The sequence below is a fragment of the Planomonospora corallina genome, assembly GCF_042650625.1.
GTDB lineage: Bacteria > Actinomycetota > Actinomycetes > Streptosporangiales > Streptosporangiaceae > Planomonospora_B > Planomonospora_B corallina.
In genome coordinates, this window is sequence record NZ_JBHSBM010000077.1 from 92,724 (window position 1) to 108,208 (window position 15,485).

The 15,485-nt window shown below is 74.5% G+C and carries 13 protein-coding genes; 5 read left to right on the plus strand and 8 right to left on the minus strand.

The features are described 5' to 3' along the window. Window positions 1-80 precede the first annotated feature (80 nt). Window positions 81-1,226 carry a DUF4349 domain-containing protein gene (locus tag ACFOWE_RS33250; RefSeq protein ID WP_377294946.1) on the minus strand — a complete coding sequence of 382 codons (1,146 nt, stop codon included), beginning with the start codon at window positions 1,224-1,226 and terminating at the stop codon, window positions 81-83. Between the two features lie 126 nt (window positions 1,227-1,352). Between ACFOWE_RS33250 and hemG the strand changes: the two genes are divergently transcribed. The 3 genes from hemG (at window position 1,353) to ACFOWE_RS33265 (ending at window position 4,673) form a co-directional block, all read left to right on the plus strand. After that, a complete protein-coding gene (hemG, locus tag ACFOWE_RS33255; protein ID WP_377294948.1) occupies window positions 1,353-2,777 on the plus strand; it encodes a protoporphyrinogen oxidase in 1,425 nt (474 codons plus the stop codon). A 141-nt stretch (window positions 2,778-2,918) separates the two neighbouring features. Continuing rightward, window positions 2,919-3,626 (plus strand): hydrogen peroxide-dependent heme synthase, encoded by a 708-nt coding sequence (gene hemQ / locus ACFOWE_RS33260; RefSeq protein WP_377294950.1) that lies wholly within the window; start codon window positions 2,919-2,921, stop codon window positions 3,624-3,626. A 120-nt stretch (window positions 3,627-3,746) separates the two neighbouring features. Further along, window positions 3,747-4,673 carry a hypothetical protein gene (locus tag ACFOWE_RS33265; RefSeq protein ID WP_377294952.1) on the plus strand — a complete coding sequence of 309 codons (927 nt, stop codon included), beginning with the start codon at window positions 3,747-3,749 and terminating at the stop codon, window positions 4,671-4,673. A gap of 299 nt (window positions 4,674-4,972) precedes the next feature. Here ACFOWE_RS33265 and msrB read toward each other — a convergent pair whose 3' ends face one another. Further along, a complete protein-coding gene (gene msrB / locus ACFOWE_RS33270) occupies window positions 4,973-5,374 on the minus strand; it encodes a peptide-methionine (R)-S-oxide reductase MsrB (RefSeq protein ID WP_377294954.1) in 402 nt (133 codons plus the stop codon). 507 nt (window positions 5,375-5,881) lie between these two features. Here msrB and ACFOWE_RS33275 point away from each other — a divergent pair. Further along, window positions 5,882-6,607: a hypothetical protein gene (locus tag ACFOWE_RS33275; protein WP_377294956.1), complete on the plus strand. Its 726-nt coding sequence runs from the start codon at window positions 5,882-5,884 to the stop codon at window positions 6,605-6,607. 3 nt (window positions 6,608-6,610) lie between these two features. After that, the gene (locus ACFOWE_RS33280) at window positions 6,611-7,387 is read left to right on the plus strand and encodes a class F sortase (protein ID WP_377294958.1); all 777 of its coding nucleotides are present in this window, start codon (window positions 6,611-6,613) and stop codon (window positions 7,385-7,387) included. Here ACFOWE_RS33280 and ACFOWE_RS33285 read toward each other — a convergent pair. The 6 genes from ACFOWE_RS33285 to ACFOWE_RS33310 form a co-directional block, all read right to left on the minus strand. After that, complete coding sequence (locus ACFOWE_RS33285) at window positions 7,347-9,566, minus strand: acyl-CoA dehydrogenase (protein WP_377294960.1); 2,220 nt, start codon at window positions 9,564-9,566, stop codon at window positions 7,347-7,349. The two genes, ACFOWE_RS33280 and ACFOWE_RS33285, sit on opposite strands and share 41 nt — an antisense overlap. A gap of 146 nt (window positions 9,567-9,712) precedes the next feature. Continuing rightward, window positions 9,713-10,078 (minus strand): hypothetical protein, encoded by a 366-nt coding sequence (locus tag ACFOWE_RS33290; protein ID WP_377294962.1) that lies wholly within the window; start codon window positions 10,076-10,078, stop codon window positions 9,713-9,715. Between the two features lie 45 nt (window positions 10,079-10,123). Continuing rightward, window positions 10,124-10,903: a pyrimidine reductase family protein gene (locus ACFOWE_RS33295; RefSeq protein ID WP_377294964.1), complete on the minus strand. Its 780-nt coding sequence runs from the start codon at window positions 10,901-10,903 to the stop codon at window positions 10,124-10,126. 105 nt (window positions 10,904-11,008) lie between these two features. Next, complete coding sequence (gene glgX, locus ACFOWE_RS33300; RefSeq protein WP_377294966.1) at window positions 11,009-13,129, minus strand: glycogen debranching protein GlgX; 2,121 nt, start codon at window positions 13,127-13,129, stop codon at window positions 11,009-11,011. 220 nt (window positions 13,130-13,349) lie between these two features. After that, window positions 13,350-13,778, minus strand: a complete 429-nt coding sequence (locus ACFOWE_RS33305) for an OsmC family protein (RefSeq protein ID WP_377294968.1) — start codon at window positions 13,776-13,778, stop codon at window positions 13,350-13,352. 50 nt (window positions 13,779-13,828) lie between these two features. Next, complete coding sequence (locus ACFOWE_RS33310; RefSeq protein ID WP_377294970.1) at window positions 13,829-15,460, minus strand: isovaleryl-CoA dehydrogenase; 1,632 nt, start codon at window positions 15,458-15,460, stop codon at window positions 13,829-13,831. Window positions 15,461-15,485: the final 25 nt, after the last annotated feature.

Below are 15,485 nucleotides of genomic sequence, written 5' to 3' on the forward strand. Positions count from 1 at the left end.
CCCGCCCCTCACCGGGCCGATCACTGGGCCGATCACCGGGCCGATCACTGGGCCGATCACCGGGCCGATCACTGGGCCGATCACTGCGCCGAGGCGCCGTGCGCGGGGCCGTCCTCGGGCCTGTGCGCGGGGCCGCGTCCAGGGCCGTGCGCGGTGCCGGGACCGGGCGCCACGTCGGGACCGGGCGCCACGTCGGGACCGGAGCCTGGGCCGGAGACGGGGCCGAGCCCGGGGATCACGCCGGAGCCGGAAGCCGGCTCCGGCGTGCCGGACCCGGGCACGCCGCCCGGGGCGGACGGGGACGGGACCGCGGTCCGGCGCCGCCTCCGGCGCCAGAGGGCCGCCGCCGCCCAGAGCGGAGCGATCACCAGCAGCCAGGGGAGCAGCACCCCGAGGAGCGTCAGGCCGATCCGCACGGCGGTGACGAAGGCGTCCCAGCCCGCCTTCAGACCGCTGAGGAAGCCGCCGGTCTCCTCCTCCGGAGGCTCGGGCGCCTCGGCCGCCGGGCCGATCAGGTTCAGGGTCAGCGTCGCCATGCCGGTCAGCGAGGCCAGCTTCCGCTGCCGGGCCTGGAGCGACTCGAGCTCCGCCTCACGGTTCGCGATCTCCCGCTCGACCTCGAGCACCTGGCCGATCGTCTCGGCCCGCTTCAGCAGCGTGCGCAGCGAGTCCAGCGCGGACTCCGCCGACTTCAGCCGGCTCTCGACGTCGGCGACCTCCTCGGTCACGTCCTCGGTGTTCTGCTGGAGCGACTCCCGCTCGCCCAGCTCCTTGCCGAGCCGGTCGACGACGCGGGAATAGCCCGCCGGCGGGATCTTGAAGACGATGGTGGAGGAGGCCTCGCCGCCGCGGAAGGCGTCCGAGCGCTCCTGGGCGAGATAGCCGCCGGCCGAACCGGCGATCCGCTTGGCCGCCTCGGACGCGACGGCGACGTCCTTGACGCGCACCGTCATCTCCCCGGTGTAGACGATGGCCCGCTCGGTCGGGACCGCCTTCACCCGCTCGGTCCGCCGCTCGCCGTCCCCGGCCTCCGCCGGGGCCTCGGCGGGGGCCGGGGCCCGGTCGAACCCCGCCTCGCCGGAGCCGCCCGCCGGGGCGGAGGCGGCCGGGGCCGCCTCCGGGGCGGCGCCGTCGCCCGCGCTCCCGGAGCCGCCGCAGGCCGCCGTGAACACTGTCAGGCCCACGAGGGGGATCGCCAGGCGCGGGCCGTACCGGAATGTGGTCATGCTCTGGGAGACGGCGGCTTTCCGGGGCGGGTTCTGCGGACGGGGTCACGATGGCGTCACGTTCTCCGCCCGGCCGGGGCGGGGCACGATACGGACGGGCCCGCGGGGGCGGTACGGTCAGGAGTCATGGAAGGGAAGCGGAGCCATGTGGTGGTGGTCGGCGGCGGGATCGCCGGTCTGGCCGCGGCGTGGCACTTGCGGCAGGGTGACGCGGACCTGCGGGTGACCGTCCTGGAGAGCGCCCGGGGGATCGGCGGCAAGCTCCACGCGAGCGAGGTGGCCGGGGTCCCGGTCGACGCCGGGGCCGAGGCGATGCTCGTGCGCCGGCCCGAGGGCAGGGACCTGGCCCGGGCGGTCGGGCTGGCCGAGGAGCTGAGGCATCCCGGGGACGCCCAGGCGAGCCTGCTGGTCGGCGGCAGGCTGCGTCCCATGCCGAAGGGGCAGATCATGGGGGTCCCGGGCGACCTGCTCTCACTGGCCAGGTCGGGTGTGCTCACCCCCGCGGGCCTCGCCCGGGTGCCGCTGGACCAGGTCCTGCCGCCCACCCTCGTCACCACCGACGTCTCGGTGGCCGCCTACGTCCGCGCCCGGATGGGGAGCGAGGTGGTCGACCGGCTGGTCGAGCCGCTCCTCGGCGGCGTCTACGCGGGCCGGGCGGAGGCGCTCTCCCTCGACGCGACGATGCCGAGGATCGCCGCCGTCGCACGCTCCGAGCGCTCGCTGCTCGCCGCCGCCCGCAGGCTCGGCGCGGAGGCGCCCAAGGACGCCGGGCCCGTCTTCGCCACCCTGCGCCAGGGCATGGGCGGCCTGCCCGAGGCCGTCGCCGCCGCCTCCGGCGCGGAGATCCGGACCGGGGTGACGGTCCGTGAGCTGCGCCGGGCCGGGAGCGGCTGGAGACTGGTCACCGGGCCGGTGCCCGAGCCGGAGATCGTCGAGGCCGACGCGGTGGTCGTCGCCGCACCGGCGACCGCGGCGGGCCGGATGCTCGCCGACGAGGTGCCCAGGGCCGCGGCGGAGCTGGCCAGGATCGAGTACGCCAGCATGGCCATCGTCACCCTGGCCTACCCGAGGGCGGCGTTCCCGCAGGCGCCCTCCGGGACCGGCTACCTCGTCCCGCCGGTCGAGGGGCGCCAGGTCAAGGCCGCGACGTTCAGCTCGGTCAAGTGGCCGCATCTGGCCGAGGCCGACCCCAACCTGGTCCTGCTGCGCTGTTCGATCGGGCGGCTCGGCGAGGAGGCGGTGCTCCAGCGCGACGACGCCGAGCTGGTCGCCCTCGCCATGGCCGAGACGGCCGAGATCCTGGGGGTGCGCGGGCTGCCCCTCGACTCCCGGGTGACCCGCTGGGGAGGCTCCCTGCCGCAGTACAACGTCGGCCACCTGGACCGGATCGCCCGCATCCGCGCCGCGGTCGCCGAGCAGCCGGGCCTGGCCCTGTGCGGCGCCGCCTACGACGGCGTGGGCATCCCGGCCTGCATCGCCACCGCGCGTACGGCGGCGGCCCGGGTCCTGGACCATCTGGCCTCCCGCGAGAGCGGCTCCTCGGTGGCCTGAGCCGAGCCCCTGGCCCCTGAGCCGAGCCCCTTGGGCTCTCTGAGCCCTCCGGGGCCCGGGTGAGGAGACCGCCGGGGACGGGACCGGTCCCCCGCGCCGATAGATTTGGGGTGCGGGGGATGCCGAACTCTTCACGAGAGGGTGAGAACGACGGACGCCAACCAGCGGCCCAAGGCGCGTGACCTGAACCAGGTGATCCGCTACACGATGTGGTCGGTCTTCCGGCTGACCGACGCCTGCCCGGGCAACCGGGAGGCGGTGGCCGGCGAGGTCGAGGACCTGCTGGTCCAGCTGGCCGAGAAGGACGTCGTGACCCGCGGCGTCTACGACGTCGCCGGTTTCCGGGCCGACGCCGACCTCATGTTCTGGTGGCACGCGCCGACCGCCGAGGACCTGCAGGAGGCCTACTCGCGCTTCCGCCGCACCGACCTGGGGCGGCTGACCGCGCCGGTCTGGTCGGCGATGGCGCTGCACCGCCCGGCGGAGTTCAACAAGTCGCACATCCCGGCGTTCCTCGCCGAGGAGGAGCCGCGCGGCTACGTGTGCGTGTACCCGTTCGTCCGCTCCCTGGAGTGGTACCTCCTGCCCGAGACCGACCGCCGCCGGATGCTCGCCGAGCACGGCATGATGGCCCGCGACTACCCCGACGTCCGGGCGAACACCGTCTCCTCCTTCGCGCTGAACGACTACGAGTGGATGCTCGCCTTCGAGGCCGACGAGCTGCACCGCATCGTCGACCTGATGCGCACCCTGCGCGGGGCCGAGGCGCGGCGGCACACGCGGCTGGAGGTCCCCTTCTACACCGGTGTCCGCAAGCCCGTGAGCGAGCTGGTCGCCGCGTTGCCGTAGAAGGCAAAGGCCTTTCCGAAACAGGTGGCCCTGCGTCAAATCTTTGTCATACTCGGGAAAAATCTCCTGTCCTGTGAAGGGTCCCTCCCAGAGCGCTGCGAGGGCGCTGTGAGGGGCGAGATGACGAGAGGCGAAGGTCTGGTGCGTTCCGGGCGACGTCGGGGCGGGCATCGCAGGAAGAGGGCCCGCTCACGCGCGTTCGAGCTGTACGTCGGCGCCGCGGCGCTCGCGGTCGCGGCCGCGGGGGTCGCCGGGATCACGGCGATGGGCGCGAGGTCCGGGGCCGAACGGGCCCCGGCCGCCCGGGCCGCCGGGCCGGTGGGTGCGGGCATGCCGGAGGCGGCGCCGCTCCTGCGGGAGGGGGCGCCCGGCACGGCGCCCTCCCCTCCGCCGGAGGGAGGACGGCGCTCCCCGATGGTGACCGCCGAGTTCGACGGCACGGGCTCCGGCGCCCGGCGGACCCCCGCCCCCGGCGGCTCCGGGGCCAGGGAGACCACCGGGAGCGCGAGGCAGGGCCGGACGGGCAGGTCCGGGGCGGCCGAGCCCGGCGCCGCGGCTCCCGGGGCGGGGAGGGATACCGGGGACGGGCCCGGCGTCGTCGGCCCGGTGACCGGTCCGGGGACCGGGGCGTCCGGTGACGAGGAGACCGGGGCGTCCGGTGACGAGAAGGAGACCGGGGCGTCCGGCGGCGGGGAGAAGGAGACCGGGGAGAAGGAGACCAGGGCGTCCGGCCGGTCGAGGTACACCGACGGCCGGGCGATCGCCTACTTCCAGCGGAGCGGGGCGATGGACCGGGTGAAGGACATCCGCACGACCGGGGGCTATCTGCGGATCTACACGGACCTGCCGGAGTCCGCGGACGACTCCCGGCAGGCGCTCAGGCTCTGTGAGACGGGCCTGGACTATCTCACCGAGGAACTCGGCGAGGAGAACCCCGTGGTCTTCGTGCAGGGGAGGTTCGGGGAGAACGGCAACCCCGTGCTCGCCAACGTGCTCGGCCCGGACGACTCGAGCTGCCGGGTCACCCATCCCGAGCCGGGAGGGTGATCCCGCCGGCGGCGTGACCTCCGCGGACCCGCCCGCGGGGAGGTCACCGTACTCTGACGCGGGTCTTTCCGCACACGGCGCAGCGCTGGGTGACCACTCTGCCGATGGTCTCGATGATCTCCCACCTGTGGCGGAGATGCACGGGGGCTCCTTGAAAGATCACAGCGAGAGGATCTTCACGCACTCTGTGTAGTTGTTTTACCCGTGCTGGAGCGTGCCGTCACTCTGCCGCGCGGGCGGAGCGCGGGCGAATGCGGGCTCTCACGGGCGGGTCCGGCAGGAGCGGGCCGGACCCGTGCCTACTCGGCCGGCTCCAGCCTCAGCGAGACGGAGTTGATGCAGTAGCGGTCGTCGGTGGGCGTGCCGTAGCCCTCGCCGTGGAACACGTGGCCCAGGTGGGAGTCGCAGCGGGCGCAGCGGACCTCGGTCCGGACCATGCCCAGGGAGCGGTCCTCGATCAGGGTGACCGCGTCCGACTCGGAGGGCTCGTAGAAACTGGGCCAGCCGCAGTGGCTCTCGAACTTGGTCTCCGACCGGAACAGCTCGGTGCCGCAGGCGCGGCAGCGGTAGACGCCGACGGTCTTGGCGTCGACGTACTCACCGGTGAAGGGGCGCTCGGTGCCCGCCTCGCGGAGCACGTGGTACTCCTCGGGAGAGAGCTGCGCGCGCCACTCGGCCTCGCTCTTGACCACCTTGTCCATGCCCCTGACTCTACGCGACCTCCCTGGAAGGGAGAAAAATCTTGGCGGGTGGAGCATCCTGGGACGCCTCATCCGGCGTCTCTGCAGATGTGGGGGGTTTTCACCTTCCAGATAAGGGATGAGGTCATCTGTCCGGCCGTCGCGAGGACCAACGGGACGGCCGGGAGGCCGCCGGCCGGGTGGCGCGCCAGCGCCCGGACCGGAGAGCGACGGATGGCCGTGGTCCGTCCCGTCGAGAGCCCGGTCCCGCCGCCGCGGTGACTCCGGGACGGACCCGTCCCCTCCGGCGGACCGGCTCCGCCGTACCCGGTGGACCGGTCCGGCCGGTTGAAACGGCGGACCCGGCAAAGACTGTTCCGGCCCCGGGTAAGCGATCGTCCCTTCCCCGGTCGCCCCGCTTGTCTCCTGCTCCAATGGTCGCGAAGCTCAGCCGTGCATCAGAGCACGCGGACACATCGGCACCGGGGGAGAGCTGTGGCGGGTATCGCGGGAGTGCGTGGTTTCGCGGTGGTAGGTGCGGCGGCGGCGTTCTCACTCGGAGGCGTCTGCGTGCTGGCGGGGATCGGCATGTCCACCGCGCAGGCGTCGCCGAGGGACGGGAACGCCCCGGCCGTGAGGTGTGAGACGGTCCTGCCGCCGTGCGGGGGCGCGACGGGGACCCCGGCGGCGTACGGCGACGCGGGCACGCACGGCGGGGGCGGTGCGTCGAGCGCGCAGGGCGGGTCGTGGGCGAACGGGTCGGGCGCCGGCTCGACCTGGTCCGAGGCGTCCGTCGCCGACAAGGACGTCGCCGACAAGGACGGCACGGGCAAGGACGGCACGGGCAAGGACGGCGCCGACAAGGGTGACGCGGGCGACGTGTGGCCGGAGAAGGGGGCGCCCGGCGAGGGGCCCGGCGAGGGGCCCGGCGAGGGCTCCGGCAAGGGCTCTGACAAGGGCTCCGGCAAGGGGGAGCTCCCGGAGAAGGAGACGCCGGGCGGCATCTCGGCCACCTCCGGCACTCTGCCCGGCGGCGGTCCGGGCGGCGCCGCCCCAGGGGGCGGGACGGGCGACCCCGGCCCCCGCACGGTGGACGAGCGGCGCAGGATCCCCGAGGGCGCCCCGCAGACCGGCGGCGGCGGTCTCGCCCAGGAGCCGCCCCGCTGGCCCTTCGCCGTGGGAGGCGCGGCGCTGCTGCTGGGAGCCGGGCTGACCGGCATCGCCGTGCGGTGGCGGCGGCCGGACGAAGCGTAGCCGGTGCCGGGGCGTGCGCGGCGGCCCGCCCTCGGCGCGGCCGCCCTCGCCGCGGGGTTCGGCCTGCTGCTGTGCGGGCTGGGCGTCGGCCGCATCGTCGCGGAGGGGAACGCGGCCCCCTCAGCACGGGGAGCCCTCCCGGTGGAGGCCCAGCGCCCGGCGGTGCGGACGGCCCTGCCGCAGGGCCCCATCGTGCCGGTCGAGGCCGGCGGCACGCTGGTCGACACGTTCGCCCCGCCCATGCCGGCCTCCCCGCCGACGGCCCTGCACATCCCGCGGATCGGGGTGACCGCCCCGCTGATGCGGCTCGGCCTCGACGGGACAGGCGCCATCGAGAACCCGCCCCTGGACGAACCCGGGCTCGCCGGCTGGTACGTCCACGGACCCACCCCGGGCGAGGCCGGGCCCGCCGTGATCACCGGCCATCTCGACACCCGTACCGGTCCCGCCGTCTTCGCCCGCCTCGACCGGCTCCGGCGTGGTGACCAGGTCCAGGTGCTGCGCACCGACGGGTCCGTGGCGGTCTTCGTGGTGGACCGGCGCGAGCACGTCACCAAGGACGCCTTCCCCACGGCCCGCGTCTACGGCCACGTCGACCGCCCCGAGCTCCGCCTGATCACCTGCGGCGGCGTCTTCGACCACGCGGCCCACAGCTACAGGGGCAACACGATCGTCTACGCGCACCTCGCCCGCGCCCATCCGGCCGGGGAGCAGGCGGAGCACGGCGCGGCCGGAGCCGTCACGGGTCGCGGGGAAGCCCGAGAGCCCGCTCGGCGATGATGTTCAGCTGGATCTCGGTGGTGCCGCCGCCGATGGTGAAGGCCCGGGTGGCGAGGACCATCCGGTTCCAGTAGCGCGAGGCGGGGTCGAGCGACCAGCAGAATTCGGAGATCGCCTGCGAGTGGCGCATGCCGAGGAGCTTGCGGACGCTGGAGGCGGTCCCGGAGTCGCCCCCGGACAACTGGGAGAGGGTGACGCGCAGCCCGAGGGCGGAGACCGCCTGTCCCTCGGCCCACAGGCGCCCGGCCTGCTCCACGGCGGCGGGGCGGAGCGCCTCCGGGCCGCCGAGCCTGCCGATCAGCTTGACCATGTCGGTGTGCTGCGAGCCGGGCCCCCAGGAGTCGCCGAGGGCGACGCGCTCGTGGGAGAGGGTGTCGCGGGCGACCTGCCAGCCCTGGCCGACCCGCCCGACGACCAGGTCGTCGGGGACGAAGACGTCGTCGAGGAAGACCTCGTTGAAGATCTCGTCCCCGTTGATCTCCTTCAGCGGCCGGACCGTGACGCCGGGGGAGGACATGTCGACCAGGAAGTAGGTGATGCCCTCGTGCTTGGGGGCGTCGGGGTCGGTCCTGGCCAGGCAGATGCCCCAGTCGGCGTACTGGGCCAGGGAGTTCCAGATCTTCTGCCCGCTCAGCGACCAGCCGCCCTCGACCCGTACGGCCTTGGTGGACAGCGAGGCGAGGTCGGAGCCGGCGCCGGGCTCGCTGAAGAGCTGGCACCACTTGATCTCGGTGGTGAAGGTCTTCGGCAGGAAGCGCTCCCGCTGCTCCGGCGTGCCGTACCGGACGATGGACGGCACGGCCCAGGCGGCGATGCCCAGGTTGGGGCGCCCGACCCCGCCGGCGCGGAACTCCTGGTGGATGACGACCTGCTCCAGCGGGGAGGCCGCGCGCCCCCACGGCCGGGGCAGGTACGGCATGAGCCAGCCCTCCGAGGCGAAGCGGGCCAGCCGGGTCAGCGGCTCCTCCGCGGTCAGGGAGGCGACGGCCTCCCGGATCTCCCGGCGGAACTCCCCGGCCTCCTCCGGCAGGTCGGGTTCCATCGCCCGGCGCGTCCCGGTGGAGGCCAGGGCGGTGACCCGCTCGGCCCACTCGCCGGGGTCGCCGCTCAGCGCCCGCAGCGAGAGCGCCCGGCGGTAGTAGAGGTGCGCGTCGTGCTCGTAGGTGTAGCCGATCCCGCCCAGGACCTGGATCGCGTCCGCCGCGCACCGCACGGCGGCGTCCGCGGCGAGCACCCCGGCCACGGCCACCGCCAGGGCGGTCTCCCCGGACGGCTCCCCGGCCGGTGCGGAGCCCGCGCCGGCGTCCGCACCCGAGTCCGCACCGGCGTCCGTGACGGTGTCCGCGGAGGCGGAGGCGGAGGCGTCGAGGGCGCGGGCGGCGTCCCACACGGCGGCCCTGGCCTGCTCCAGGGCGACGAGCATCGCGGCGCACCGGTGCTTGACGCCCTGGAACTGGCCGATCGGGCGGCCGAACTGCTCGCGCACCTTGGCGTGGTCCGCAGCGGTGGCCACCGCCCAGGCGGCCACCCCGCAGGCCTCGGCGCCGAGGAGCACGGCGGCCAGGGAGGCGACGAGCCCGGAGTCCACCCCCTCGAGGACCCGGTCCTCCGGCACGGCGCGCGCCGCCACCGCCGCCAGCGGCCGGGTCGGGTCGACGCCCTCCAGCGGCGCGCTCACGCAGTCGGCCCGGTCGAGGGCGGCCCACCTGCCGTCGGGGAGCGGCAGGACGACGAGGTCCGCACCGGGGGAGCCGAGCGCGGTCAGGAACCCGCCGGGACCGGCGTCCCCGGCGTCTTCGGCGGCCCGCGCCGGCTGCGGGGCGGCGGCCCGGGCGCCGCCGGGCAGGGCGACGGCGGCGGTCAGGGCGCCGGAGGCCAGGGGGGCCAGCAGGTCGTGCGCGACCCCGGAGCGGGCGATGACCGCCGAGGCGAGGACGGTGGGCAGGTGCGAGCCGGGGGTGCAGTGCTCCCCCAGGGCCTCCAGCGCGACGGCCAGCTCGGTCAGGCCGCCGCCCTGCCCGCCGTGCTCCTCGGGCAGGTGCAGTCCCAGCAGGCCCTGCGCGGCCAGGGCGACGCGGAAGGGCTCGTGCTCCATGCCGCGCGCGGTGACGTTCCGCTCGGCGAAGCCGTGGACGGAGGAGGCGAGGGCCCGGTGCTCCTCGGTGATCCCGATGCTCATGGGCAGACTCTAGAACGGCATTCGGTTTCACGTAAGGGGTGTGACCGGACCGTCACCCCTAACCTGCCGGGACTCGCCGGATCCACCGGGCCGCGGTTCCGTCCGGGGGAACGCGGGAGCGGCGGGCCCGCCGGGACAGGGGCGGGTTACCGCTGGGGGTCGTGGTGGGGCGCGGGCGGCTGCCCCGCCCTGGCGAAGACAGAGTTCACCACGGCGATGCCGATCCAGATGACCGCGATCACGAAGAAGGGGTTGTCCAGGGCGATGGCGAGGCCCACCGTCGCCGGAACGCCCAGGCCCAGGGAGACGATCGCGAGCGCGAGCCGCTGTCCGGCCGCCACGGTGGGCCGGACCGCCGGAGCGTGGGCCGCCACGCGCCGGTCCACCCGCCGCTCGATCTCGGCGTCCATCTTCTCCAGGAAACCCTCGACCAGGGAGTCCTCGAACTCGGGACCGAGTTCGCGGCGCGCCTCGACCGCCGCGCGCAGCTCATCGCCGGGTGATCTATCCATAAAACGAGATATATCGCTTCTTTCCGGCGGTGTCCAGTGGATCCGCTACGAAGACCGGACGTATCTGGTGAACAGGAAACCGTCCTCCTCCAGGACGTGGACCAGGCGGAGACCGGTCAGCACGTCCGGCCCGTCGAGGACCCGGACCGCGCCACCCCCGACCAGCAGCGGGCTGACCGTCAGGCAGAGCTCGTCGATGAGGCCCGCCGCGGCCAGCTGGCCGTTGATCCTCGCCCCGCCCTCGCACAGCACCCTCTCCAGGCCCCGTTCGGCGAGCGCCTTGACCGCGGCGGCCAGGTCCACGCGCTCGTCCCCGGCCACGATCACGTCGGCGTGCCGGGCGGCCTGCGCGCGCCGGTCCGCCGGGGCGGCCCCGCAGGTGACGACGATCGTCCGCGCGCCCGGCTCCGCCTCCGTGAACAGCGGCGAAGTGAAGTCCAGCTCCAGCCGGCCGCTGACCACGGCGATCACCGGGGCCGCCGGGCGGCCCTCGCGCAGCGCCCGCCACGACTCCCGGGGCCGGGCCGGGCCGTACCCCTCGCTGCGGACCGTCTCGGCCCCGGCCAGGATCACGTCGGCCAGCCCGCGCAGCACCCCGAAGACCTTCCGGTCCCCCTTGCCGGACAGCCCGCCGGACAGTCCCGCCAGCCAGGTCGCGCCGTCGGCGCTGGCCACCATGTTGACCCGCAGCCAGGGGCCGCCGGGATAGGCGTAGGCGTGGGCGAGGCCGGCGAGGTCGAGGTCCCCCCCGTCCCTTGAGGAGATCCCGGCGGACTCGGCCGCGGGCTCGGGGACGGCGGGGACGCGGGGATGGATCAGGCGCATGCCACCACCCTGGCACAACCGCCGGCGGACGTGAGCGGACGAGCCCCGCCGGGACCGGTGCGCGGGTCCGGCGCGCGGGCCCGCCGGACCCGCCGGGACGCGCCCTCAGGCCCGCGGGCAGCGGAGGATCTGCATCGAGCGGCCGGTCACCCGGACCACGGCCTCCGGCGGCCACGGCTCGTCGGAGTAGGGCTCGGCCGACACGACCTCGTCCGCGGTGTCCAGCACCGTCCGCCACGCCGCGCCGTACTGCGCGCCGGGCAGGGTGAAGGCCATGTCCTCGTGGTGGCCGTTGATCAGCAGCAGGAACGAGTCGTCCACGATGCGCTCGCCGCGCGGGCCGGGCTCGGTGATGGCGTCGCCGTTCAGGAAGACCGTCAGCGACTTGGCGTAGCCGGTGTGCCAGTCCCCGGCCGACATCTCCGCACCGGCCGGGGTGAGCCAGACGATGTCGCGCGCACCGTCGGGGGCCACGCGCCCGCGGAAGAACCGGCGCCGCTGGAAGACCGGGTGCTCGCGCCGGAGCGCCGACAGGGCCCGGACGAAGTCGAGCAGGTCGCCCTCGGTCCTGGCCAGCGACCAGTCGATCCAGGAGACCTCGTTGTCCTGGCAGTAGGCGTTGTTGTTGCCGCCCTGCGTCCGGCCGATCTCGTCGCCGGCCACCAGCATCGGCACGCCCTGGGAGATGAACAGGGTGGCCAGGAAGTTGCGCCGCTGGCGGCGGCGGAGCCGCACGATCGCCGGGTCCTCGACGGGGCCCTCGGCGCCGCAGTTCCACGACCGGTTGTCGTCGGTGCCGTCCCGGTTGTTCTCGCCGTTGGCCTCGTTGTGCTTGCGCTCGTAGGAGACCAGGTCGGTGAGGGTGAAGCCGTCGTGCGCGGTGACGAAGTTGATGGAGGCGACCGGGCGGCGGCCGGAGGTGGCGTACAGGTCGGCCGAGCCGGTCAGCCGGGAGGCGAACTCCGGCAGCGCGGAGCCGCTGCCCCGCCAGAAGTCCCGGACGACGTCGCGGTACTTCCCGTTCCACTCGGTCCACAGCGGCGGGAAGTTGCCCACCTGGTAGCCGCCCGGCCCCACGTCCCACGGCTCGGCGATCAGCTTCACCTGGGAGATCACCGGGTCCTGCTGGATCAGGTCGAAGAAGGCGCTCAGCCGGTCGACGTCGTGCAGCTCGCGGGCGAGCGCGGCGGCCAGGTCGAAGCGGAAGCCGTCCACGTGCATCTCCAGCACCCAGTAGCGCAGGGAGTCCATGATGAGCTGGAGCGCGTGCGGGGAGCGGACGTTGAGGGAGTTGCCGCAGCCGGTGTAGTCGAGGTGGTAGCGGCGGTCGCCGTCGTGCAGCCGGTAGTACGCGGCGTTGTCGATGCCGCGGAAGCAGAGCGTGGGCCCCATGTGGTCGCCCTCGGCGGTGTGGTTGTAGACCACGTCGAGGATGACCTCGATGTTCGCCTCGTGCAGGGCCTTGACCATGGCCTTGAACTCCAGCACCTGCTGGCCGCGCCGGCCGCCGGCGGCGTAGCCGTTGTGCGGGGCGAAGAAGCCGATGGTGTTGTAGCCCCAGTAGTTCGTCAGCCCCCGGGCCACCAGCGCGTGCTCGGGCACGAACTGGTGCACCGGCATCAGCTCCACGGCCGTGGCGCCCAGGTCCAGCAGGTGGTCGACGACCGCCGGATGCGCCAGCCCCGCGTAGGTGCCGCGCTGCTCCTCGGGCACCGCCGGGTGGCGCATGGTGAGCCCGCGCACGTGCGCCTCGTAGATCACCGTCTGGTGGTACGGCGTGCGCGGCGGCCGGTCGGTCCCCCAGTCGAAGAACGGGTTGATCACCACGTTCTTCGGCATGAAGGGGGCGCTGTCGTAGTCGTTGCGCGCCGCCGGGTCGGTGAACCGGTAGGAGAACAGCGCCTCGTCCCAGACCAGCTCGCCCTCGACCGCCTTGGCGTAGGGGTCGAGCAGGAGCTTGGCGGGGTTGCAGCGGTGCCCCTGGGAGGGCTCGTAGGGGCCGTGCACGCGGTAGCCGTACCGCTGTCCCGGCATGACGCCCGGCAGGTAGCCGTGCCAGACGAACCCGTCCACCTCGGGCAGGTCGACCCGCTCCTCGCGGCCGTCGTCGTCGAACAGGCACAGCTCGACCCGCTCGGCCACCTCGGAGAACAGGGTGAAGGAGGTGCCCACACCATCCCAGGTGGCACCGAGCGGATACGGCTCTCCCGGCCAGACTTCGCGCATATGTCCCTATTCTCTCCCAGTCGGGCTTCGCGTGCAGGGGGATGTCGTGCTTCGTCGCCCGGGCCTCCCGGGAGGCGGGGCGCCCGGGGACACCGCGGGGGTGGCGGGGAGGCCGCCGGGAGGTGGTGCGGAGACGGTGCGGATACGGGGTCGTCGCCGCCCGGGGACGGGACCACGCGCACCCGCGGAGCGGGCACGCGTGGTCGCGCGGGTGCGGCGGTCAGCCCAGCAGCTCGGCGTCGAGGGTGATCGTGGTGCCCGCCAGGGCCTTGCTCACCGGGCAGTTGGCCTTGGCCGTCTCGGCCGCGGCCCGGAAGTCCTCGGCGCTGATGCCGGGGACGTGGGCGCGGACGGTGATGACGATCCCGGTGATGCCCTCGCCCGGCTGGAAGGTCACGTCGGCCTTCGTCTCCACGGACTGCGGCGCCGTGCCCGCCTGGGCCAGGCCGTGGGAGAGGGCCATCGAGAAGCAGGCCGAGTGGGCGGCCGCGATCAGTTCCTCCGGGGAGGTCTTGCCGCCCGGCTGCTCGGCGCGGGAGGGCCAGGACACGTCGAACGTGCCCACCCCGGAGGAGTCCATCGAGACCGTGCCGGAGCCCTCCATCAGGGAGCCCTTCCACTGGGTCGTCGCGGTACGTGTCGTCGCCATGGGCGATATCCCTTCGGTCGATCAGCTGTTCATGAGCGAACATACGCCGTTCAGGGGCCGGGATGCGTGATCCTGCCGATGACGGCGTCGAGGTCCAGCCCGGAGGGGAGCGTGCCGAGGGCACGCCCTCCCTCACCGGTCAGCCGGGAGGCGCAGAAGGCGTCGGCGACGGCCGCGGGCGCGTGCCGCACCAGCAGGGAACCCTGCAGGACCAGGGCCATGTCCTCGGCCAGGCGGCGGGCGCGGGACTCGATGTCCGTCAGGTCCCCCAGCGACTTGCGCAGCCGGTCGGCGGCCTCGTCCAGGCGCCGGTCGGCCCCGGCGGCGAGGCCGACCTCGTCCGTGAACGCCTCCAGCGCGCCGGGCTCGCGGCCCAGGGCGCGCAGCACGTCCAGCGCCGCCACGTTCCCCGAGCCCTCCCAGATGCCGTTCAGCGGCGACTCGCGGAAGAGCCGGGGCATCTGCGAGTCCTCGACGTAGCCGTTGCCGCCCAGGCACTCCATCGCCTCGGCGGCGTGGACCGGCGCGCGCTTGCACACCCAGTACTTGCCGACGGCCAGCGCGGTACGGCGCAGCGCGGCCTCTGCGGGGTCCCCGGCGGCGGCCCGGTCGGTCGCCCCGGCCAGGCGCGTCATCAGCGCGGTCGCGGCCTCCGACTCCACGGCCAGGTCGGCCAGGACGTTGCGCATCAGCGGCTGCTCGACCAGGCGGCGGCCGAACGCGCTGCGGTGCGCGGCGTGGTGGACGGCCTGGCGCAGGCCGTACCGCATGCCGGCGGCCGAGCCGATCACGCAGTCCAGCCGGGTCATGTTGACCATCTCCAGGATGGTCCGCACGCCCCGGCCCTCCTCGCCGACCCGCCAGGCCACGGCCCCGTGGTACTCCACCTCGGAGCTGGCGTTGGACCTGTTGCCCAGCTTGTCCTTCAGCCGCATCAGGCGCATGGCGTTGCGGGTGCCGTCGGGCAGCACGCGGGGGAGCAGGAAACAGGTCAGGCCACCGGGCGCCTGCGCCAGGACGAGGAACACGTCGCACATCGGGGCGGAGTTGAACCACTTGTGGCCGGTGAGGGCGTAGGTCCCGTCACTCAGGGGCTCGGCCCGGGTGGTGCCGGCGCGCACGTCGGAGCCGCCCTGCTTCTCGGTCATCGCCATTCCGGCCAGCACGCCGCGCTTGCCCGCGGCCGGCCGGAGCCCGAAGTCGTACTCGCGGGAGGCCAGCAGGGGCTCCCACTCGGCGGCCAGCTCGGGGGCGTGGCGCAGCGCCGGGACGGCGGCGTAGGTCATGGAGATCGGGCAGCCGTGCCCTGCCTCGACCTGGCTCCAGACGTAGAACCCGGCCGCCCGGGCCACGTGCGCGCCCGGCCGGGCGTCGGCCCAGGGGGCGGCGTGCAGGCCGCCGCCGACGGCGACGGTCATCAGCTCGTGCCAGGCGGGGTGGAACTCGACCTCGTCGACGCGGTGGCCGTAGCGGTCGTGGGTGCGCAGGACCGGCGGGTACTCGTTGGCCAGCCGTCCCCACTCGGCGGCCCGCTCCGAGCCGGCGAGCGTGCCGAGGCGGTGCAGGTCGCCGGCGTACCAGCCGGCGCCCTCGCGCTCCAGGCCCTCCAGCAGGGCCGCGTCCGCGGACACGTCGTGACCGGTGAGCGGGGGGACCTGGTTGAAGACGTCATGCGTGGTCACGTGCGGCCTCCGGGTCGGCGGGCCG